Origin of the sequence: Gimesia fumaroli (assembly GCF_007754425.1) — a bacterium.
Taxonomy (GTDB): Bacteria; Planctomycetota; Planctomycetia; order Planctomycetales; family Planctomycetaceae; genus Gimesia; species Gimesia fumaroli.
In genome coordinates, this window is the sequence record NZ_CP037452.1 from 1,087,501 (window position 1) to 1,109,464 (window position 21,964).

Consider the following 21,964-nt stretch of genomic DNA (forward strand, 5'->3'; position numbering starts at 1 on the left):
AGCTTTTAATGCGAACACGCCAGGAAGCAGCAAGAGGAGCAAGCCAAAGCCTCGATTATAACCATGCATGGGGTTGGGTTCATTCAGCGAGAATGAAAACAAGATGAGAGCCAGGAGAATAAGCCATCTCAGATACCAGCACGATTTTTTAAGCATGAATAGAAATAGCCGCAGGTTGCTGTAGTGTTGAATTGCTCTCAACTCTGATTCTGAAAAAATATCATCTAGTGGGAGCCGGTCAGGAATCGTACCATTGAGAATAGCATCGATATCATCTGTATTCAGTTCGATTTCAACAAACCCAGAGGATTCCAGTTCGCGCAGCGCATCTTGTGCAGAGGCAGCCTGAATACATTCTGTCCTGCGTTTGCCGGACGGGTTCGTTGCCGTATAGAAATAATCGGGCATGAGAATCAAGCATTTACAGATGAAATAGGGTGGTGAAATTTATATGCTGTATGGACAAATGGTAACAAGGGGCGGGCGCGAACTGCAACCAAAGCATTCGCGTCACCCAATCAATGTTAGTCCAGAAAAATTCAGTAAGCGATGAACGAACAAACTTATGAAGCCTTTTATCAAGCCCATGTTGAAACTCACAATGTCCTGGGATGCTCAGAAAACGAAGTGTCGGTATTAGAGCGAATGCATGGCGTTCGACTGCCGGAGGACTACAGACGGTTTCTGGTCCTGATGGGACGAGAGGCTGACATTCGCCATTTGATTGGCAGCCATTATTTGTTTCCTCAACTAAATGATCTTCAACAATGGGGAAAAGAGCTTCTGGCGGGACGTCAAATGCAAGAGTTGCCTGAGAACTCGTTTGTCATCATGATGCACCAGGGATATCAGTTTTATTTTCTCTGGAATGGAGGCGTGTATTATTTTCTGGAGGGGGAAACTGAATTTGAAAGACGATTTGATTCCTTCACAGAATGGTTTTGCTGCTACACGTTTCCGGAATGAAACCGCGGGAGTGTCGCCGATAGATGTCTGGCAAAATATGATCGACTTGGATCGAACGCAATTGCCGTGAAATCTTCGAGTGCTACATCTACTCATTACTCAAAAAATCGGTAACTCACAGGAAAACTTGCGTGCCGAGCTCATTCGAGTCTGTTGCCTCTACTGGACATCCCGCTTGCACTCTGTCATGCTGGATAGTAGCGAAAATATGTTGCAATCATGAATTCCGGAGACGATGGAAATGAGCGATCAGACTGAGAATCATTCCCCCAACAAAAACCATTCTGTATCGCGTAGAACGTTTCTGCGCGAGGCGAGTACGGCGACCGCGGCGGGGTTGGCTGTGGCGCCGGCGGTTTGGGCTGGTGCTGGAAAGAATACCGACACATTGCGCGTGGGGCTGATTGGTTGTGGCTCCCGTGGTTCGGGTGCCGCGGTGAATGCGATGCAGGCGGATTCGAATGCGCGGCTTGTCGCGATGGCCGATATTTTTGAAGACAAACTGAAAGCGAGTGCGGCACGCATTCAAAAATCGATCGGCGATCAGTATGCCGTCGATCCGAGTCAGGAATTTGTGGGCTTCGATGCTTATGAAAAATTATTAAATACCGACGTCGATGTCGTGCTGCTGACCACGCCCCCGCACTTTCGCCCCGCTCATCTGAAACGCGCCATCGAAGCCGGCAAACATGTCTTCGCCGAAAAGCCGGTCGCCGTGGATGCGCCCGGCGTGCGGTCGGTGATGGAAACGTGCCGCCTGGCAAGGCAGAAACAGCTTTCGATCATGTCGGGCCTGATGCTGCGTTACAGTAAGGCGATGCAGGAAACGGTCAATCGCATTCACGACGGACAGCTTGGAAAGATTGTGACCCTGCAGACCAACTACAATATCAATGGCCTCTGGTCCCATCCCCGCAAGCCCGAATGGAGCGACATGGAATGGCAGTTGCGCAACTGGTATTACTTCACCTGGATCTCAGGAGGCCAACTGGTGGAGCAGCACGTGCATGGACTCGATTTGATGTCCTGGGTCATGCAGGAAGAATATCCGGTCAAATGTTTTGGGCTGGGCGGCCGACAGTCGCGGACCGATCCGTTGTATGGTCACATCTTTGATCATCATGCCATCTGTTACGAATACGAGGGGGGCGAGCGCTGTTTTGCCTTTTGTCGCCAGCAGGATGGCACCGACATCAACACGTCGCAACTGGTCTTCGGCGAAAAGGGAACCGCCGATTTGAATCGGAATACGCTCAGCGGTGCGAAAACCTGGCGTTACAGCCGGGCCCGCGGCCGCGCCAGAAACGGCGTGCAGGATCTACCCTACGTGCAGGAACACGCGGCCCTGTTCAACAGCATTCGGACCAGTTCGCCGCTCTGCAATGGTGAGTACGCAGCCAAAAGTTCGCTGATGGCCATCATGGGCCGCATGGCTTCGTACACGGGAAAAAGCGTGAGCTGGGACGAAGCCTGGAATTCGAAAGAAGACCTGACGCCGCCGGAATACACGTTCGGACCTTTACCAGTCGCCCCCGTCGCCTTACCCGGCAAGACCAAGTTTTTTTAAACATGTAGTGAAAGCGATGAGACTGTCTGGTTCTCTCTAAGTGGGGCGGTGATGCCGAGGTCGATTTTTTGCTACCACGAAAATCACGAAAGACACGAAAAGCAGGAGCTCACATTTACAATAGATATTCGTGATTATGGCTGAAGTGATCGGGAGACTTAACTGTTGAACCACGAACTTATTGAAACTTATCGGGATCTCATCGGTGAATTAGAGGGATCACTCGAACCGGATGAAGCTGCCATTCATGGGTTGCTGGTTGAGATCGAAGCTGATGCCAACCTGAGTCAAGTCGAGCAGGCATTTCTGCGGGGCTATATGGGTTATCACTTTCTGGACGTTCTCACGCAGGTGGACTGTGAAGCGGAATTCAGAGGCATATTGGCACACGATCCCGATCACGATCTCGCCAATCTATACCTGGGTTATCAGACGTTTGATATAGGAAACTACGCCACGGCGATGGAACAGTTTCAGAAAATCAATTTGGATCCGCATTTTCTCTGGTCACAGATCAAGATCAGGGAACTCATCGTTTGTTGCCACCTGCATTTGCAACAATTCCTCGAAGCAGAGGAATTACTGTGTCCGGTTCTCAGGCAGGCAATGGAACTCGACAGTAATGACGATTATGCGCATCCGATTGAGCTGCTGGAGGCGTTGGCAGAATGGCATGCTGAATTCAGTGCCGTGATCGGGGCTGATGCCTGGCAATGTGATATCAAGCTATTGATGGATGTCTTACAAAAATATGATTTGACGGATACATTCGCGGAGCAACTCGCGCAGATATCTCCTTAGCGAACTGGGGTTTATGTGACTGGCTCATTCCGGGATTGGGGCTTTGTTTCAAATTGGGTATACTTCGGTATGCGCCGGTTTCTCGATTTACCAGAAGACAGGAAGGATGTTGTCGAATGGCCCCGCTATTGGAAACACAAAATACTGTGCGGCGTCGGTTCCGGACGGCACTGCTGGCTGTCACGACACAATTATTGATTCTGTTTGCTTCGCATCACGTGTGGTCCGGTCAGCCTGAGATGATGGTCTCGGCTGATGGTCCTTTCCCGACACAAAAATACGGCCCCGGTGAAGGCATCTATGTCGGTGAATTACTGGTTTCCGGAGAAACGTTTCATAAATGGAATCTGAATGTTTCGGGTCTGGCTGAGGTGCGGTCTCTCAATACCAGTCGGCACGATGATGAATTCAACGTGGGTGTGTCGTTTGTGTTTCCCGGCAAACCCGGCGATCGAAAACTTCAAGTGACCGCCCGTCTGCTGGATGAATGTGGAAACGTACTAGAGAGCCGGTCACGCATCTGTGGTGATGCCCGGAATAGTACGGGGAATCATTATCTGGGCTTTTACATGCCACCGGCCCGATATAATTCCGAAACAGTACGGTTCAAAGGTTGCGCGCAGCTGCGGATTCACCGGGTTGAAGTAACTCTGGCCCCGGTGAAATAAGTCGGCCTGGCTGTCATTCTTGAAATAATTGGCAATGCAGTCACTTTTTTCGTGATGTTTCTTCCTGCTTCCCGCCTGAGTCTCCAGTGGATTGTTTGATCCGAAAACTGTTGCTGGAGAGACTTAGTGATGAAAACTCATTTTTCCCGTACGCGGACTGTGATCTGCTGGAGTGTGCTGATTTATTCGGTCCTGTTTCTGCCCTATTGTCATTGGCTCTTCGAATTTCGAAGAGGCGGATGTATGGACGGGAATTTACTCGCTCTCCTCATTTTCTGTTATTTTACCACGCTGTTCATTTCTGCGGTGGGCCTCATCGATACCATCGTGCTGATCATCCGCGGCATCTGGGATCGGATTTCTCCCCCGTTTTTCTTCCGTGTCTTTATTGTCAATCTCGGTCTGTTTGTACTGATGTGGTTGTTATTCGTTGCGAGTTTGCATTGATGGAAATACGTGAACCGTTCCGCATTCTTTCGAGAGAGGCCAAAACCGATGAAACTTGTTGAAGCGATGCCGACGTTTACCCGGTGGTATCTGTCGCTGGTTAAGATGCCTCGGATGCCTTACGTCGCCTTTGGGGTGGCGTGTGTCATTGGGACGGCAATCACGCCCGTTGCCCTGATAGTGACTGGCTCCTCTTTAGCCACAATTTTTGCCACGATTTTGGTCTTTTTTCTGTTCGTTCCCCTCTGGTTACCGGTGCTTGCCGGGGATCTCTCACTCCTGTACTGGAGTGAGAAACAACGGCCGTTTCGACCATCGCTCATATTGCGTTTATTGATTCTGGCGCTGGTGATGGAAGGGTTTTATCTGATCAACCATTATTCAAATCCTCCTGCAAAACCGCCTCATTCCGCAAAAAATGAAGAAATAATGAACCAAGTCATTTTCATGAGTCTCTATGGGGTACAGAGTGTGCTGCTGCTAGTATTGGAACCGGGGCTGCGGTGGTTATTGAAGAGGAGGAGCATTTCGATAGAGATGCGAAACGAAACCCAAGATACACCCTGAACCTGTTTGAGGTTCTGGTGTCATCCGTATCGACAACTTCACCCCCTTTGATTACGAGGGCTTATGACAGATTCCGGTGATTCGATATTCAATGCAGCAGATGTGCAAAAACGGCTGGAAGTGATAAATCAGCAGATCGCAACGGAATCGGAATCTGCGGTTTTAAGCCCCTTATTGTTTGAACGGGCACAACTCCGGCATTTTCTGGGTGACGATTCGAATGCGTTAGCGGATTGTTTCTCTGCCTCGCATTTCACATGGGGTGATCGGCTGGCGCTGTCGCGGATTCATACCCTGATTTCACAAATTTATCTGGAGTACGAGCAGAAAGAGAAGGCCCTCTGGTGGGCGATGTCAGCCGTGGATCGGGGGCCCGAGAGTGTCGAGGCTCAATTTATCCTGGGCCAGGTACTGGCATTCAGTGAGTTTCGGCGTCCCGCCGTCGATTGCTTTCGAAAGGTGCTTGCACTTGAGCCTCGGCATCAGGCGGCTCAGTTGGCATTGGGAGTGAGTTTGCGCGAGACCAGTCATCATTATTTTGAAGATGCGATTGCGGTCTTAACCACCTATGTTGCTGATTGGCCCGATGACGCCGATGGATGGTTTGAGCTCGCGTATGCCACCTATATAGCCGAGATTCTTCCCGGTAGAACTCAGGGTGCGTCGCAGGAATTGTTTCAACAGGTTCGGACGTGTGCCGGTTATGAAAAACATGAATTCCGTATTTATCGATGCCTGAATGAAGTTGACGATTGTGAAGAAATGAAAGCCGCTGTAGGTATCCTTCCGGAGAAAGCAGAACTGGAGACGTTGGCACCAAACGCGGTTACGGCGTATGCACTGCGGTGTGTCTGGCGTGTGGGACCCTTTCTGGCTTGTGTTGGAAATGAGGCGACAGAGGAATATAAAAAAGAGATCGCAGAGGAATCATTCCCGAGTCACTTCCTGAGTGGGAATTTGGTGGCCTGCGTCGTGACAGCCGCGTTTCGGTATACAGTGCAGATGATCAAGGAAGTGAGAAAAAACGAATTCGATGAAGCCATCGATTTGGCAGTGCTGGCTGCTGAGGCAGCAGTCTACGCGACCTACCTTTATCAACGGGCGATGCCGGATCAGACTGTCAGTAAGACAGCCGCTAGCGAGCTGGCGCAAGCAACGCGGGATGATTTTCAGAGACTGCAGGGAATTGATGTTGATCAACTAGATGACTATCGAGAGAACGGTCCACTGGGAGATCTCTGGCAAGACCAGCCTCCAGACTGGTATCGGTCTGTCCGGAATGACTACGAACAAAAGCGGGCAGAATGGAAGTTGGAGATTATAGTATAAAACAATGACATTCGTCTCAGTCATCCTGGATTGCAGCCACGATCTGGCGGGCCAGTTGTTTTTCTTCTGGCGTGAAGGTGGGTTTCAGTTTGTGATCTCGGATTGTGCCCTTCGGGTAAGGGCTGTATTCCAGCGGAGTGCCTTTGGTCAACTCCTGCGTGACTGCATACAGGGCAGGTAACTTTTCGAGCCTGTCCTCAATCCGACTGGCGATATTGGTGGCCTGCGTCAGCTCGCCCGCTTCAATCAGGGCCGTGACCAGATTTCGCGCACATTCCGGGTTCAAACGGGTCTGTTCCAGCTTTTTAATCATCTTTTTGGCGGCAAGCCGTTCTTTCTGGGATTCTGGCGGATCCTGAAGTTCCCGAAATTTACTGGCCAGTTTCAAATGCAGCTCTGCCTTCAGCTCTGGAATCGATGTCTGTTGAGTCAACTCACGAGCCCACTGACGTTCTATGGCTTTCTGCAGCGCAATGTAGGTCGTTCGTAAAACTCGGGCCTGGTATTTTGTTTCTGCAGAAAAATTCAAAGCCACATCGCAGGCTGCCTGGAATTTCTCTCGTTTGATCAACTGTTCGCAGAGATATCCCGTATAAACGCTTTGTTCTTTTTGTTCGTTTAGTAGCTGTGTCACTGCGAGTGCCCGTTCGAGTTGATCTGCATCCAGCAGCTTTTCGATCATCTTTTCGTAAACATATTTGTCGGAGTGCCAGTGGTGGGGTGAATCATGGTATTGTCTGGATTCGGGACCCGTGCATTGAAAGCCGGTGTCGTCCATTTTCTGAAGTACTGCAAACGCCTGGTCCAGTTCGTTTGTTTTCAGCAGTTGAACAACCAGTGGCGCCAGTGCCGCCGAACGGTGGTAACCGTCTTTGATTTTCAAAGCGATCTCCCGTGCCTGGTCGAACTGACCTTGATTCGCCAGATGAAACGAAGCAGCCGCGTAGATGTCGGCTTCCGGAAAAGTCTCTGTGAGCTGCAGAGCCTGTTCCAGATCTCCCTGTTTCAACTGATTCTCAATCAGCTTCTTGAAGAACTTGTAATAGCGGAAAACTTCGATGTCGAGCTTTGCGGCGTACTCTTTGATCTGATCCAGGTTACCCTGTTTCAGCAGTTGACCAGCAAAGCTGGCCAGGGTTGAAAAGCGTTCTTTTTCTTCCTCCTCGTTTTGTGCGGCCTTGTTGACGAGCAGAATGACTTCCTGCGCCCGTTGTGGCTGGTTGAGTTCTAAAAGCTTATCGGCAATATAATAAATGGCTCTGGTTTGGTAATCGAGGTACTCCATTTCCTGTGCCACCTGGATGGCCTGTTCGATGTTGCTGGAGTCCTTCAGTTGACGGGAGATATCGTAACGGAGTGAATCATAGGGATCGACTGCCCCCTGGCGAACCAGGCTCATCGCCGAGCCTATCTGTCCCGCTTTCAGCTGAGACCGCGCAAGGGTACCCGCGGCAATCTGTTGATACTCTGCAGAGCGAAGTTCCCGCAGGAGTGCTGTTGCCTGAGGAATCTGATCGAGATTCGCCCTGCGGACAGCGACACAACATAACGTCAGTTCCCGTTCATCGGCGAGTTGTGACCGGCTCTCTTCTATCGCCTGTTCGATGTCGGCCTCGGTTTTCAATGTACCGGACAGTAATTGGACCACCTTGTATTTGGAATTCAAGTCGGTCATCTGTTTCACGATGTTGCGGGCCTGTGTGACAGCACCATCTTTGATCATTTTCGAGGCGATCCGGTGCTGCGCCCTGCCACGTTCAGCCGGGGATTTCATTTTTCCCGCGAGCTTCAGTGCCTGCGCATTCCGGTCTGTATAAATCAGTTTGAGGATTTGTCGTTTCTGTGTCTTCTTTTGTCGTTCCGGTGTTCGGATCAGGCGAATTGTCCGGCTGGCGTAAGAGAGATCCTCGGCATCAACGCATGCCACGGCTGTTTGAGACAGAGCGAAGTCTTTTTCATATCCTGAGGGTTGATGCCGGGTAACAAAGAGCAGCAGGTCTTCCGGAGTCTCCCAGGGTTGAGGGGCCTGGTCTGGTGCACCATTTGCCTCTGTTGTTTTGTCAGAGTCCACTTTGGGGGAGATAGACGGCGTGCTGACTTCCTCTTTCGTTTCGCAGCCTGTCAGCAGGCACAGGCAGACAACCCAAAGAAGTGACTGTCTCTTAAAGTGAGGCGACGTATTTCGATCCATCTGAAAAACTCGATTGAACTGAGTCGGAAATCCCTTATCCAGATACTCATTTTGTCTGCCTCAAGCCGACAAAGCAATACAGGATTTAACAAACGCACGAGATCAGATTCACCACTAGAGGGAAGTCCTTGTCTGCCTTAGACTTCCCAGTCGGTTGCCTCGATGCCCATGCGGGTGGCGCGGAGGGCGCTTTGTGAGGTCTGCATGGGCATCTCGGTTTTGGCGATCTGCTGGAATTTGGTTTGTAAAATCCGGGCGAAGGTCGCGGCCAGGGTGGCCTCGTCGTCGTCAAAGCCGCCGTGACTGAGGGAAGTGGAGTACGATTTCGGATCGGCGTCGTTCGTATTCGGCGAGCGAACCCAGTCTGCCGATTTTCGCTTGAAGAATTTTTGCAGGTCCGGGTCTTGCTCAATAAATTTCTGCATGCCGAGAATCGGTTCCCCGTCGCGGAGCAGGGGGACGCGGGCTTTGTCTTCAAACGCGTTAGAGACAAGGTACAGGAGCGACTTGTGATAGATCTTCGCACAGTGGTCATCCCGCTCAGCTTTATCGGTCAGTGTGAACAGTGCGAATTGCGAGAGGCTGCCGGTTTGGACTGCGGGCTGATAAGTTTCTTTGAAAAGCTCGACAGTGCAGGCGGGCGCCCACATCGTGCAGGTGGAAACAGATTGTCCCAGGCCGGTTTTGTTTTTCATGGGACCGCTTTTGATTTTCCCTTTCGAGCACAGAAGCTGGACCAAAGGAGCCATGAAGATGGAGCCGGCGCTGTGACCGGCGATATGCAGTTCAATCGAGTTGTCGTCCTTGATCAGTTTTTGCAGGTGATGCGCCATTTTTCGCGCGCCCCCTTGGGCACTGGTAGACGCAGCCAGTGCGTTCTCTTTCATTTCATCCCACTGTGCTTTACCCGTAAGTAGGCGTGCCAGTGGTTCCAGGGCGTCGTCCAGTCGGTCCAGCATGAAATCTTTCGCTGTATCCAGCAGGCCTTCCGTGCGGCGTTGTTTCAAGGCGTCTTTCAGAATATTGACCAGCGTGGTCCAATAATCGGTTTTCCAGATGAAGGCCAGTGGATAAATTTCGGACTCAAGCAGCACTTCCCGATAGTCGGCAACACGTTGAATGGCGGATTTTTCATCGGTCAAACCGCCGTGGGCGTACAGCAGGATGCGTTTCTTTTTCCAGCCAGCGGTCACGCGGGGAATGTCCTGCTCGAAGATATTTTTGACCGCGTCTTCGGAAGTCCCATATGTGCCGGTTTCCCGGAGTCGGCCATCATTGCCGATGCTAATAATATGCGGCCTGATATCATGAAACGTATAGCCCACACTCGAAGTGGCGACTTCTGCATTGGCACGGGCGATGGCGCCAGCAGTTTGCAGTTCAATGGGGACTCCCAGTCGAGCGACCCAGACGTCGGTTCCGTTCTCCAGCCAGTCGGCGTAGGTGATTTTAGCGAAGCCACCCCGTCCCCAGTTTGTAGACCACGAGTTTTGAATCCAGAAACCTTCGCTGTCGTAGGCGACGATGGCAAACGCGTGGCCTCCCAGCGTTTTGGTTTTGTGGGGGATGGTTCCGTCGGAGCCAATTTTGTTCCAGCCTTCATGCACGATGGCAGTCGCGTACAGAACCTCTGCTTCCTGAATTGCGCAGTGCATGGCGACGAGATCACGGTGATTTACACGAAAGTAAGCACCGAGGGGCCGGTGTTTAGAATCATCGGCGCGTGCGGGGGTCAGGTTGTCATCTGCGCGTCCGGCTTTGTAAGGCCAGAGTTCTTCCGTGCAGACGCCGTGCTTGTGCCAGCCTTTCATTGCACCGCGTGCACTGGAGCCGGAATACCCTTCGCCGGGCCATTCATCGTAGCGTTTGGCCATTTCATACAACATGCGGGAACTGACGGGGGTAGCATCGGGAACCACTCTGCGTGTCATAAGCAGATAGTTGACCACCGTGGCCAGTCCAAAACCGGTGCAGGCCCCTTCGACGCCCTGGTCCAGTACGGGAACATTTCGTTGTTGATAGTCTTCCAGCGAACGATACGTGGGTACTTCCGTCAGGGTCGGGACAAACATCCGGTCGCGAAAGTCGAGTGTATCAGGTCGGGCATCCAGTGTCCGTTCTGTAAGCGTGACAGGTTTGGATTTTTTGCGAGCCATGAGGATTGATCCCTCTTCAGTAGAATGCTGTTTGTAGAAATGTGCTACTATGTATTGGTGTTCGAATTTATCTTACTGGTTGGCGGGTAGGGATCAAGCAGAATTTCTGGGAAATGTGAGCTCTCGTTCATGTGGGGGAGTAGACGAAGTGAACCTGCTTGCGTTTTACTTTGTCGTTACGAGGATTTAAGAAAACATGTATGAAAAATTCAGAAGCGAAGCAGGTCTTCTCAACAGGAAGCGTTAATGATGAGTCAGTTCAAGGAAGAATTTAGCTGGTACCCCTATTTTTTGATCATTGATCTGGAGGCGACCTGCTGTAATCAGCAGTCAGTTCCCCGCAATGAGATGGAGATCATTGAAATCGGTGCTGTGATGGTCGACTACGATTCGCTGTCGGCGGTCGATGAATTTCAAACGTTTATTCAGCCGGTCCGGCATCCTCAGTTGACGCCGTTTTGTACTGAGCTGACCTCAATTCAGCAGTCCGATGTGGATGATGCACCGCTGTTTGCGGCAGCCATCAATTTACTCAAAGAGTGGATGGCCTCTTATGAACCGGCGTTGTTCTGTTCCTGGGGTGATTATGATAAATCTCAGTTTGAGCAGGACTGCCGATACCACCAGATCCCCTATCCTTTTCCGTCCGCCCATCTCAATCTCAAAACACAGTTTTCACGGTCACAGGGTTACTCTAAAAAATATGGCATGACGGGTGCTCTGAAACGGGCTGGAATCTCTTTGGAAGGGACGCATCATCGCGGGATTGATGATGCGCGGAATATGGCTCGTCTGATGCCCTGGATTGTTGGCAAAAAATAGTGGTAGACGCCGGGGTTCGTATTACGTTTATAGATCTGTGAGTGGCGCTAATTTACCGGCTCAACTTTGTTTGATTGATTTGAGGAGTGATCCTCGGTCCGATCTATAAAAAGCGGGAAGTAATTTAAACTCACTATTTGCTTTCGTCTCGCCGGTCGTTTATAATGACCTGTTCATAGGTTCTAGGAGAATCTGCCCGTTTGACTGCTGATTCATAATTGACTTCGTCATGGTCAGGGTAGAAAATAGAAATTAAGCTAAGACCATTCGCTAAGCCACGATCTGAAATAAAAATCCCATCAAAACTGCATCAGGCTGGGGAAACGATAATCACATTAAGGGAGTTATCGATGCGCAACAAAGTAACAAATTTCAAGCACTCATCTCACCGTGGATTTACTCTGATTGAGTTATTAGTGGTTATGGCGATTATTGCCTTGCTGGCTGCCATGTTGCTGCCTGCAATTCAACGAGCCCGTGAAAGTGCCCGCCGCACACAGTGTATCAATAATCTGAAGCAACTGAGTCTGGCGGCTTTCAATTACGAGAGTGCCTTCCGCTGCTTCCCCGCAGGCTGGATTGATGGGACGGTTCTGGATGATGATGGGCAGCCTACTAATGATCCTCCTTACCAGAATGCCAATGTCGCGTTTCCCGAACCAGTTATGTTCCCTGTCCGTGATCGTTCGGTCCAAAATCAGAACCAGCAGTATCGATTGACCGAGTGGGAGCTGTCTCCGTTCTGGGGTTGGCAGGCGCTGATACTGGCAGAAATGGATCAGGGGACCGTCAATATTAATTACAACTTAAGTAAATTTTCTGATGACAGTAAAAACGCCAGCACGGTCGCTATTGAGAGTTATATCTGTCCCAGTGCCACTCTGCCGACGAATCGGCCCCGCGGTCTCGGGTATTCCAGTTATCGAGGAGTCGGCGGGCGCCTGGAAGGGTTCACCGGTTATGCTCCTTACACTGCCAGATTTCAGGGGGGAATCTTTGGTAACAACAGTGCTACCAAACTCAATGATATTTCAGACGGTCAGACGAACACACTGATGTTTGGTGAATCTTCGTTTGGTTTCTGGGCCGACAGTCATAGTGCGGTCTCAGGATTTGTGGAAGCAAGTGACGGAACTGATTTTCATGGCGCTCAAAATTTTGACGGGACGCCGGAAGTGACTCAAGCATACCATCTCACCTTTGGTTCCCGGCACGATGATTTAGCTCATTTTGCCTTAGCCGATGGTTCTGCAAAATCGATGGCAAAAAATATTGATACCAATCTCTTCCGACAGCTCTGTATCCGCAACGATGGAGAGCGGGTTACGGGAGAGTGGTAAACGAAGAACAAGACTCGGTGAGCTTTCGTTCCTGAATGTTCATAGATCAGGCGCGATTAAAGGGGAAAGCGATGACCTCTTGCAGCGCCTGCTTTCCCAGCGCCAGCATGATTAACCGATCGATGCCCAGCGCAGTCCCCGCGCAGGCGGGCAAACCTGCTTCCATCGCTTGCAGCAGGTAACTTTCTGCAGGCAAAGCAGGGCGATGTTCTTTTTCGCGCAGCTTGGATTGCACTTCGATGCGTCTGCGTAATTCAACGGCATCAGTCAGTTCGTGATACCCGTTGCAGATTTCGATTCCCTGCAGGTACAGTTCAAATCGTTCTGTGACGCCCTCTGATCCCGGCCCATCATCATAACGAATCTGTGCCAGTGCGGCTTGCTGGGGAGGAAAATCATAGAGGAATACAGCGCCATATTGGCTGAGTGCTGGCTCTACGAGTTCCACCAGCAGTAAATTCTGCCAGCTCAAGCAGTCAGCGGTATCGAAATCAGCGGGGATTGAAATCTGGTGCTGTTGTACCATCTGTTCAAACTGCTCTGCCGATGATTGCAAAGCAGACAATCCGGCAAATTTTTGAAACGCGTCCTCGTAACTGAAACGCGCAAAAGGCTGCGCGGGGAGTTCCTGTTGCGTACCCTGTTCTGAACCAGAGGCAGCCGTCGCAAACACGTGTCGCACAAGTGCTTCGACAAACGTCATCTGGTCGTGATGCGTTTCTCCCCGTCGATACCATTCCAGCATGGAAAATTCCGGGTTGTGTCGTTCTCCCCGTTCTGCCTGCCGAAAGGCGTGCGTGATCTGATAGATTTGATCCGCGCCCGCGGTCAGCAGCCGCTTCATGGCAAACTCTGGGGAGGTTTGCAGGTAGCGTATCTCCGATCGCGCGCCCGCGTTTGAACTCGCAGCTCCTTCCTCAGAATTCCATCCGGCGGTAAAGGGGTCGATATAAGCATCAACAACACTATCACGAGAAAGAATCGGCGTTTCCACTTCCCAATAGCCGCGCGTTTCAAAGAACGTCCGAATCGCCTGCAGCAGACGACTGCGTTGCTGTAATGTTTCGATGGATGCGGTGGGAAGATATTCCGGGACAGGCTGATTCATACTCAGAAAACCGATTTCCAGAAGAGAGGTTAAGGTTCAGTCATGACTGTTTTCGAACATTTGGCGAATGGTTTCCATTCGTTTACGATTCGCACCCATGTCGGAATATCCCACACGAGAAGCCGAGCGAACGTGAATCACATTCTGACGCGAGTCGAACAGGAACTCAACGTCGTCAACAAATCGAAAACAGAGAGAACGGAATTCTGCGTGAAGATAGTCTCCTTCTTGCGTGATGATCTGGCATCTTGGCTGTTTGTTGAGAATTTCAGTTAAATGCTGTAATGCGTCTGACTGGGAGCCGGAATACGAAAGGGGACCGATCTCATGTGAGGCAGATGTGTCCTGGGAGCAGACACAGTTGGGTGAATCGGGGCAGGGGCTTAAACGTCGATCGGTGACCCCCAGGTTTTCGGGCGGGCCGCTCAGAGTATTCCACAGAACAATACCAAGATAGGCAGCTAATAAAAAAGGGACGCACCAGAAAAGAATCATTTTTCTAATACGCCTCCCTTTGGATGTTGATTGATGTTGAGCGGTTATTGGTCTTCTTCCAGTTCAAAATCGGAGAATCCGTCTTGTTTTTCTTTTTGACTCATTGTGTCGTCCTGGCTGATCTTAGCCCGGGCACTTTTCAACAACTGTTCTTCGAGTGATTGTAGCTCTTCCTCTTCGGCAGACAACTGTTCCAGTTGCTCCTGGATGCCTTTTATACTACTTAAGGCGTCTTCCAGTGGTTCCTCGACCTCTTCTACTACGCTTTCCGATTCTTCGACCTCTGTGACTGCCTCTTCTTCGCGCTCCACGGCTGGAGCTGTTTTTGTTCGTTTCCACAGTTTTGTCAGTGACTTCTTCTTTTCAGGGAATAATTGCTTTGTTTCCTGATACCCGCGCAGGAACTGGGCAATGGAAGCAATGCCGACCGCTAAAGCCGCCCATTTAAATATTCCCAGGCTGTTCGCACCCCAGATCGATTCCGCAAAGATAATAATGCAGGTTAAAACACAAATGCCCGCCAGTACGCTTTTGAATACCAGGTCGGTTCGCTGATGTTTCAGGGAGTGTCGGGCAATTGCCATCCGGGCTGAATAGTTGGCAGCATCCCGGAAGGAATTCATGGCGTCGCGGACCGCTTCTTTATCCTGGGAGTGAGTGGGGGCTTTCTTTAATGTCTCCAGCTTCTCTTCCATCGACATACTTGCCGTGGGGGGCTGCGTTTCCAGAAGGTTGCTGGTCACCAGGGGGCAGCTCGCTCCTATTTCTAATCCTGCTTCCGGGTTAGCTTTCACTGAACTCGCTTCAGACGGAGTGCTGCCTCCTGATTTTCCCCCGCGGGAACGTTCCAGTAATTTTTCCATATAAGCGGCAATCGAGTCTGAATCATCTGCATCGGCCAGTTCCAGAGAATCTTCCTGCTCGGTGTTGGCTTCGGTCTCCGTTGTCTGAGCCGTCTCTGTGGGACTCTCATCAGTGGCCTGCTCTGAATCGACAGATTCAGGGTTTGTCTTTTGGGTGAATAAGTCGAGTAAGCTACCTGATTTTGCTGCTGGTTCATCATTGGTTTCCGACTCCTCATTGGCAGAGTTTTCCATAAATGACTGTAGCAGAGAACCAGAGGCCTCTGGTATTTCTTCAATCGACTCTGTTGAAGCGTGTTCTTGGTGTTCCGTCTCCAAAGCAGGGCCGATGGTCGCTTCTTCCGGATTCAGGCCGACTTCGGCCATCAGGCTTTCACGCTCGTTTAACTGCTCCTCACGAATTTGAATGATGCGTTCACGATCCTCAAGCTCTCCCTGGTCTTTTTGAATTTGTAAACGCTGCGATTCCAGGTTGTCTCGCTGGCGGCTGATCTCTTCACGGTCAATCATCAGTTGATCATGATCCAAAGCCAGCTTCTCTTTTTCTTTGGCGAGTTCATCGAGCGCATCTTGTTGATCCGTTGGGCCTTGTTCCTGCTCCGGTGCTTGCTGTTCCCGAGCATTCAGTTGTTCTTCTCGTGCCTGTAACGCTTCCTGTTGCTGTTCCAGTTCGGCACGCAGTTGCTCCAACTCGTTGTGCTGTTCGGTGAGACGATCCTGTTCGACTGAATCTGTGGGCTGATCGACCGGCGCGTCGGCCGTTTGGTTTGATTCTACTTTCTGCTCGCGGGCAGTCAGTAGTTCCTCACGGTCGGCTAAAGACTGTTCCCGCTCTGTCAGTTCCTGTTTCTGGAGGTCCAGCTCAGCCTGATACTGTTCGAGCCCCGCCTGCTGCTCTACCAGCTGTTCGCGTTCCGCTTCGAGTTCGGCGAGTGCTGTTTCGGATTGCTCGTTTTCCGTGGCTTTGGCAGCCTGTTCTGTTTCGAGCGTGGCTTTCTGTTCGTTGAGTTCTTCACGGAGTGTTTCGAGTTGCTTCGCCTGTTCGGCTAAAGACTGTTCCCGCTCTGTCAATTCCTGTTTCTGGAGGTCCAACTCAGCCTGATACTGTTCGAGTCCCGCCTGTTGCTCGACTAACTGTTCGCGTTCGGTTTCCAGTTCGGCGAGTGCTGTTTCGGACTGTTCATTTTCCGTGGTTTTGGCAGCCTGCTCAGTTTCGAGTGTGGCTTTCTGTTCGTTGAGTTCTTCACGGAGTATTTCGAGTTGCTCCGCCTGTTCGGCTAAAGACTGTTCCCGTTCTGTCAATTCCTGTTTCTGGAGGTCCAACTCAGACTGATACTGTTCGAGTCCCGCCTGTTGCTCGACTAACTGTTCGCGTTCGGTTTCCAGTTCGGCGAGTGCTTTTTCGGACTGCTCGTTTTCCGTGGCTTTGGCAGCCTGATCTGTTTCGAGTGTGGCTTTCTGCTCGTTGAGTTCTTCACGGAGTGATTCGAGTTGCTCCGCCTGTTCGGCCAGAGACTGTTCCCGCTCTGTCAGTTCCTGTTTCTGGAGATCCAACTCAGACTGATACTGTTCGAGTCCCGCTTGTTGCTTGACTAACTGTTCGCGTTCCGTTTCGAGTTCGGCGAGTGCTTTTTCGGACTGTTCGTTTTCCGTGGCTTTGGAAGCCTGGATTGTTTCGAGTGTGGCTTTCTGCTCATTGAGTTCTTCACGGAGTGATTCGAGTTGCTCCGCCTGTTCGGCCAGAGACTGTTCCCGCTCTGTCAGTTCCTGTTTCTGGAGATCCAACTCAGACTGATACTGTTCCAATCCTGCTTGCTGCTCAACTAACTGTTCGCGTTCAGTTTCCAGTTCGGCTTGCCGTTCTTGATGTTGTTGTTCTTGCGATTCAATTGCATTGGCACGAGATTCTAACGCCGTCTGATCTTCTTCCAGACTGGTTCGTGCGTTCTCCCACTCCAGTTTTTCTGTTTCAAAATGCGTACGCTGTTCTTCAAGTTGGCTTAGCTGAAGCGTATATGTTTCACGCTCAGCTTCCAAATCTGCTGTTTTGGAATCAAGTTCCGACTGGAGTTGATCCAGGGTGGTCTGCTGGTCGTTTAGTGTATTTTGTCGTTCTGCGATTTGTGATTCCAGTTCCTGCAAAGTGGAACTCTTTTGCTCGAACTCCTCGCGGACGGTTTGCGTTTCCTGCTGCTGGCGATTCAACTCTTTCGTCTGACTTTGCAGAAGCGTCTGTTGTTCAGCCAGTTCATTGCGGGTTGCTTCGAGCTGCGCCAGTTCGTCCTGCAGTTGTACTTTTTGTTGTTCCAGTTCCTGCTGTAGCTCGGTCTGATTTGTAGTCGCCTGTTGTTGTTCTTCTAATTTCTGCTTTTGTTCAGAAAGCGCGGCTGTCTGTTCCTGAAGTGATTTCTCTTGTGTTTCCAGATCTTCCGACCACGACTCAAGCCGCTGACGTTCCTCAATCAGATCCTGCTCTGCCTGTGTGCAGGTCTGTTGTGTTTCAAGATCAAGCCAGGCATGGAACAGATCTCGCTGCTGTTGTGTCAGTGCAGCCTGCTCCCCTTTCAGAGACTGCTCGAGATGTTGCAGTTGTTGTCTCTGCACATTCACCTGATTCTGTTGTGTCAGCAGTTGTGCCTGTTCCTGTGACATTTCCTGCTTCAAAAGATCTAACTGCTGCAGTTTTTGATCCAGCTCCAGAATAGATTCGTCAAACGATGGGTGTAAATCGTGAGTTGGTTGAGCAGGGGGCGGTTCAGGGGCATTCACCTTCGGGTCAATTAAAAAACGTTCATGCAACTGATGCAGCTCTGTTTCCTGTAACTCCATTTCCCGTTGCAGCTCAACCTGTTCTGATTCGATCTTTTGCAACAATTTCTGACGTTCAGCCAGCATCTGTTGAACTTTGGCAACGGCTTGCAGTTCTTCCGGAATTTCAATACCCGTTTCTGCTATGGGTGAGTGTTCGGTATGCGCCGGTTCCGGCTTCAGATCAACGGCCACTTCGGAAATGGATTCGACCTGAAAGCCGACGGGTCCGACAAAAAACTTCATGTCGGCGGTTAAGGTGATCTGACGGATTGGCCGGTCGTTTACCCAGACGCGCGGATCGATGGCTTGCAGGGTTACTTCATCTGTTCCCACATGAATGCAGGCATGTTGTTCGGCGATGCCTGGAATTTCAATCCGAATCGGACACTCCGCCGAGGACCCGATCTGGTAGTCGCCGCGCGTTAATTCCACGGCTGCTATTTTATGTGTCAAAGGCAACAGCGAAACCAGAAGCTCGCTTGATTTCTGTGCCGCCGGTGAATGTGGGGATGATGTGGTTAACATCCTGTTTGCTCCCAAAAAGCGCTCTGAACGAATTTCAATTCTGTGGAATCGCATCCCTGCCAACCACCGTGCATGTGATATCAAAGTGGATGATTCTAAAAAGAAACATACTATTTCTACTGGCATATACCTTGGAAAACAGAGTCGGTCAAACTTTTGGGGCTGCCCAGGTGGAGGGATTTATCTTAAATAAAAAGTTTTGGTGTCTGGGCGGGAAAGTAGTGATTGTAGTGATAAAACGTCCGCCATTTTTTCGTGGATTCTGGTGAAAAACAGACAAAATTGCTGATCAATACCGTCTCTATGAGTAGAGTCCTATGACATCAGCAGCCGGGATGCCTATAATGGTAAAGGCCTTTTTGTTCAAAGATGCAGGTCCATTTACCTTCAACCTCAGGCTTACCACCCCCGAACACGGTACAGATTTTATGGCTGACTGGCTGAAAATTCCGTCGAAAAAAAAACGCCGTGAAGAGGATATTCCAGAGCCTTATGAAATTGTGTGCGTTTGCGGAGTGAGTCTGTCGGGCTATCGTCGTAAGACCCCCTTTCGGCATGCCTGTCAGCAATGTGATGAAGTTTATTTCATCCTTCCCCGCAACAGTTATCCTGCGCCCAAGGCCCGCAAAAAGAAAAAGCAGGTTCCTGCATCGCAGCAGTTTGCCGAATTGATTCTGAATACACCTTTCATGGCGAAGCTCAAGGAAAAACGCAAGCAGAAACAGGCGGCTGCGCAGAAAGCCGGAGAGGCCGCCGCGAAAGCGACCACAAAACCGAAAGTGTCCCCCTTCGAATTACCGCCGCCGCGTACAAAGCTGATCACTCCGTTCAGAGGAATTCTGGCGGGTATCGTGTTGATTGTGGGACTAACAGCATATGGGATTCTTCACAGTCGTAAATTAGATCAGGCGTCGGAAACACTCAAAACCGCCACCATCGCAGGCGAAGACCTGCTTAAACAGGGAGACTTGCCAGGCGCGAACAATGCCTATCTGGACGCGTTTCACGCGCTCAATGTGCTGGGGCGGACCGATCAGAGGGCCAACGAGATTCGTCAGACTTCGCTGGAATTGCAGGCCATCAATTCACAAGCCGTCTCCCCGCTGTTTGAAATTGCAGATGAGGCGGTGACCAAGATCAAACAAAGCGATGCAGAAAGCTGGGAATCACTGTTCGATGTGCGGTATGCGGGAACCTGGATGATCTTCGAAGCATCTCTGGTTCCGCTTGCAGAGGACCCGGAAACGCAGGAGCCTCGCTATCGTTTGAATTTTCCGGTGCTGCTGGATGAATATACGTTGTATCTGGAACTGACGTCGCCGAGTTTTCTTGAGTATCTCAAGCGGCATCCCGGGCAGCCTCTCATCTTCGCCGCGCAGATGAAGGGCTTTCAACAGGAGGCCGATCAGAGTGATACAGGCATTATTGAGCTCGATGGGAAAACCACGTTTTTATGGTCACATCTGGATTTATACGAGCAGTTGGGAATTCAGTTCGATGAATTCCACAATCGCGAGCACATTGAACGTCTTCTCACTCAACAAACCCAATTCCTGGGACTGTCGAAATGAAAACACAGAATCGAATCCGAGTTTGTTTCTGCCTGCTGCTGTCTCTGATCCTGTATCAGGGGATTGCTGCCGCCGCGGATCGCAGTATCGAAAATTTCGTCAGCCAGCGCGAACAATGGAAGAAGCTGCTGGGCGTCACTCAGACCTTAGAGGGCCGTCTTTCGACGTTTAGTTCCAAGTCGTTGCGATTTCGTAATTGTCCGATTCCGTTTTATTTTGCGGGTCCGATTCCGAAGCTGGACTCGACTTTCAAAAATGTCGAAGTGACAGGCGAGCTGGCACGGGAAAACGGGCGGATCATATTCAGAGTTCAGTCACTCAAAAAAATGCCGACCGATGTCGAATATTTTGTCACCGAAGAAACCAAAATTGACCGAAGCAAACCACGGGAATGGTATACCCTGGCGGATTGGGCCAAAAAGCGGGCTGCATTCTACGATGATAAAGAGCTGACTCAGAAAGCACTCACCGCCTATCAAAACGGAATTGATCTTGAGTACCGTCAATTGTTGGTCAAGCAACCGAAGTTGCTATTGAAGCTGGCCGATCGTGCACAGGAATTTCAACTCGATCCACAGCTTGTGAATGCATTCAAGCACGAGGCATTGGTCCTGGAATGGCAGGAACTACAGAAACAGAAAAAACCGGACCTGGGACCGTTCATCACTCACTTACTTGAGTATTTTCCAACGGCCAAAACGCCTCAGAAGCAGGATATGCCGGCGGAACGCAAGCAGTATCTGGAAAATCAGACAGAGGTATTTAACCAGGCAGACCAGAAGAAACGTGAGCGGCTGGTACGCTGGTTCTATTCTCAGATCCTACTGGAAGGCATCTTGAAAAATCTGTCTGAAGGGGGCAGCAATGGTTTTGAGATTGCAGCACGGATTGAAAAACAACTGCCGGAACGCATGGATCTGGTCAAGCAATATCAGAACATGCAACTCGATTTCGATTTCAATCGGGTGGGCGAGCTGGCTCGTCAGTATGTGTTGGATCTTTCACAGGAATATCAGAAGCGGGGCAATCCGAAAAAAGCAAAACAGACATTGATTAACTGGCTGCAACAACGCCGCAAAAAACTGGATGCCGGTGATGCCGACGGCCGCGTTCGGCTGGCCCGCGATCTGATCGAACTGACCAGTGATCAACCGGCGGCGACGAAACTGCTGCTGGAGGCCTGGAAATTGAATCCCAAGTCAGCCGAAACAGCGGCCCTGCTGGGACGTCTCGGGTTCATGCTGCAGAAAGACAAATGGCTCAATCCGGAAGAAGTCAAAGAGTTTCGCGATGACCCGATTCGCAAGGCCATTCGCAACGGTACGGTCATCGCTGGTATGAATCGCAGCCAGGTCAAAAAAGCGTTGGGGGCACCTACGCAAATCGGTCGCAGTATTTCCGGCGGTGCGATCAACGAGTTATGGATTTACGGCGAAGCCAGCAATCAGAGTTTGATTATTCAACTGGCGCGCAAGCAGAATGCTGACGAATTCAAAGTCATCCGTATCAAAAACGCACAGCGCGCTCAGTCCCCGATTCAAGAAGCCAACCCTGCCACATCCGTCGAATAAGGACGTCTGAACTGGTCAACCTTATATCTCTGCGATGGGGGTTTCTGTGTGAAATTCAGTTCAGATCCAGTGGTTTGCCTCAATCAACATTGTCAGAAATCGGGCCAGTCACTATGGTTTAGCGGCCTGTAATTCCGCTGTATTGTTGGTGTGTGCTCTCCTGCTT

17 protein-coding genes (1 of these 17 cut by a window edge) are annotated in these 21,964 nt (G+C 50.6%); 11 read left to right on the plus strand and 6 right to left on the minus strand.

All coding sequences use genetic code 11. The features are described from left to right. Positions 1-408: the beginning of a hypothetical protein gene (locus Enr17x_RS04225; RefSeq protein ID WP_145306191.1), read on the minus strand. The gene continues 720 nt to the left of window position 1, outside the view; 408 of the gene's 1,128 nt are visible here — the first part of the coding sequence; it begins with the start codon at positions 406-408; its stop codon lies off the left edge, out of view. Between the two features lie 141 nt (positions 409-549). Between Enr17x_RS04225 and Enr17x_RS04230 the strand changes: the two genes are divergently transcribed. From Enr17x_RS04230 to Enr17x_RS04260, 7 genes are all read left to right on the plus strand, one after another. Further along, complete coding sequence (locus tag Enr17x_RS04230; protein ID WP_145306193.1) at positions 550-966, plus strand: SMI1/KNR4 family protein; 417 nt, start codon at positions 550-552, stop codon at positions 964-966. Between the two features lie 241 nt (positions 967-1,207). Next, positions 1,208-2,533: a Gfo/Idh/MocA family protein gene (locus tag Enr17x_RS04235; RefSeq protein WP_145306195.1), complete on the plus strand. Its 1,326-nt coding sequence runs from the start codon at positions 1,208-1,210 to the stop codon at positions 2,531-2,533. Between the two features lie 165 nt (positions 2,534-2,698). Further along, the gene (locus Enr17x_RS04240) at positions 2,699-3,334 is read left to right on the plus strand and encodes a tetratricopeptide repeat protein (RefSeq protein WP_145306198.1); all 636 of its coding nucleotides are present in this window, start codon (positions 2,699-2,701) and stop codon (positions 3,332-3,334) included. A 116-nt stretch (positions 3,335-3,450) separates the two neighbouring features. Next, positions 3,451-4,002, plus strand: a complete 552-nt coding sequence (locus Enr17x_RS04245; protein ID WP_145306200.1) for a hypothetical protein — start codon at positions 3,451-3,453, stop codon at positions 4,000-4,002. Between the two features lie 129 nt (positions 4,003-4,131). Then, a complete protein-coding gene (locus Enr17x_RS04250; RefSeq protein ID WP_145306202.1) occupies positions 4,132-4,449 on the plus strand; it encodes a hypothetical protein in 318 nt (105 codons plus the stop codon). A 48-nt stretch (positions 4,450-4,497) separates the two neighbouring features. Then, a complete protein-coding gene (locus tag Enr17x_RS04255) occupies positions 4,498-5,016 on the plus strand; it encodes a hypothetical protein (protein WP_145306204.1) in 519 nt (172 codons plus the stop codon). 63 nt (positions 5,017-5,079) lie between these two features. After that, positions 5,080-6,345: a tetratricopeptide repeat protein gene (locus tag Enr17x_RS04260; RefSeq protein WP_145306206.1), complete on the plus strand. Its 1,266-nt coding sequence runs from the start codon at positions 5,080-5,082 to the stop codon at positions 6,343-6,345. A 16-nt stretch (positions 6,346-6,361) separates the two neighbouring features. On the opposite strand, the gene Enr17x_RS04265 is transcribed toward Enr17x_RS04260, so the two are convergent. Together Enr17x_RS04265 and Enr17x_RS04270 are read right to left on the minus strand one after the other, a co-directional pair. Next, entirely contained in the window at positions 6,362-8,536 is a 2,175-nt protein-coding gene (locus tag Enr17x_RS04265; RefSeq protein ID WP_145306208.1) for a hypothetical protein, read from the minus strand. Positions 8,537-8,673: 137 nt separating this feature from the next. Then, the gene (locus Enr17x_RS04270) at positions 8,674-10,692 is read right to left on the minus strand and encodes a C1 family peptidase (RefSeq protein ID WP_145306210.1); all 2,019 of its coding nucleotides are present in this window, start codon (positions 10,690-10,692) and stop codon (positions 8,674-8,676) included. Positions 10,693-10,938: 246 nt separating this feature from the next. Here Enr17x_RS04270 and Enr17x_RS04275 point away from each other — a divergent pair, with 246 nt between their 5' ends. Both Enr17x_RS04275 and Enr17x_RS04280 read left to right on the plus strand, forming a co-directional pair. Continuing rightward, on the plus strand, positions 10,939-11,514 hold the full coding sequence (locus Enr17x_RS04275; protein ID WP_198000962.1) for a 3'-5' exonuclease: 576 nt from the start codon (positions 10,939-10,941) through the stop codon (positions 11,512-11,514). Between the two features lie 350 nt (positions 11,515-11,864). Further along, positions 11,865-12,854 (plus strand): DUF1559 family PulG-like putative transporter, encoded by a 990-nt coding sequence (locus tag Enr17x_RS04280; protein ID WP_145306212.1) that lies wholly within the window; start codon positions 11,865-11,867, stop codon positions 12,852-12,854. Positions 12,855-12,900: 46 nt separating this feature from the next. Here Enr17x_RS04280 and epmA read toward each other — a convergent pair whose 3' ends face one another. From epmA to Enr17x_RS04295, 3 genes are read right to left on the minus strand one after another with little or no spacing between them, the layout of a single operon-like run. Next, complete coding sequence (gene epmA, locus Enr17x_RS04285; protein ID WP_145306214.1) at positions 12,901-13,962, minus strand: EF-P lysine aminoacylase EpmA; 1,062 nt, start codon at positions 13,960-13,962, stop codon at positions 12,901-12,903. Positions 13,963-13,998: 36 nt separating this feature from the next. Beyond that, on the minus strand, positions 13,999-14,457 hold the full coding sequence (locus Enr17x_RS04290; RefSeq protein ID WP_145306216.1) for a DUF1499 domain-containing protein: 459 nt from the start codon (positions 14,455-14,457) through the stop codon (positions 13,999-14,001). A gap of 44 nt (positions 14,458-14,501) precedes the next feature. Next, complete coding sequence (locus tag Enr17x_RS04295; protein WP_145306218.1) at positions 14,502-18,656, minus strand: FHA domain-containing protein; 4,155 nt, start codon at positions 18,654-18,656, stop codon at positions 14,502-14,504. A 344-nt stretch (positions 18,657-19,000) separates the two neighbouring features. Between Enr17x_RS04295 and Enr17x_RS04300 the strand changes: the two genes are divergently transcribed. Both Enr17x_RS04300 and Enr17x_RS04305 read left to right on the plus strand, forming a co-directional pair. Further along, a complete protein-coding gene (locus tag Enr17x_RS04300; RefSeq protein WP_145306220.1) occupies positions 19,001-20,227 on the plus strand; it encodes a hypothetical protein in 1,227 nt (408 codons plus the stop codon). Next, the gene (locus Enr17x_RS04305) at positions 20,224-21,798 is read left to right on the plus strand and encodes a tetratricopeptide repeat protein (protein ID WP_145306222.1); all 1,575 of its coding nucleotides are present in this window, start codon (positions 20,224-20,226) and stop codon (positions 21,796-21,798) included. Before Enr17x_RS04300 ends, Enr17x_RS04305 begins: the two co-directional genes overlap by 4 nt. The last annotated feature ends 166 nt before the right edge of the window (positions 21,799-21,964 follow it).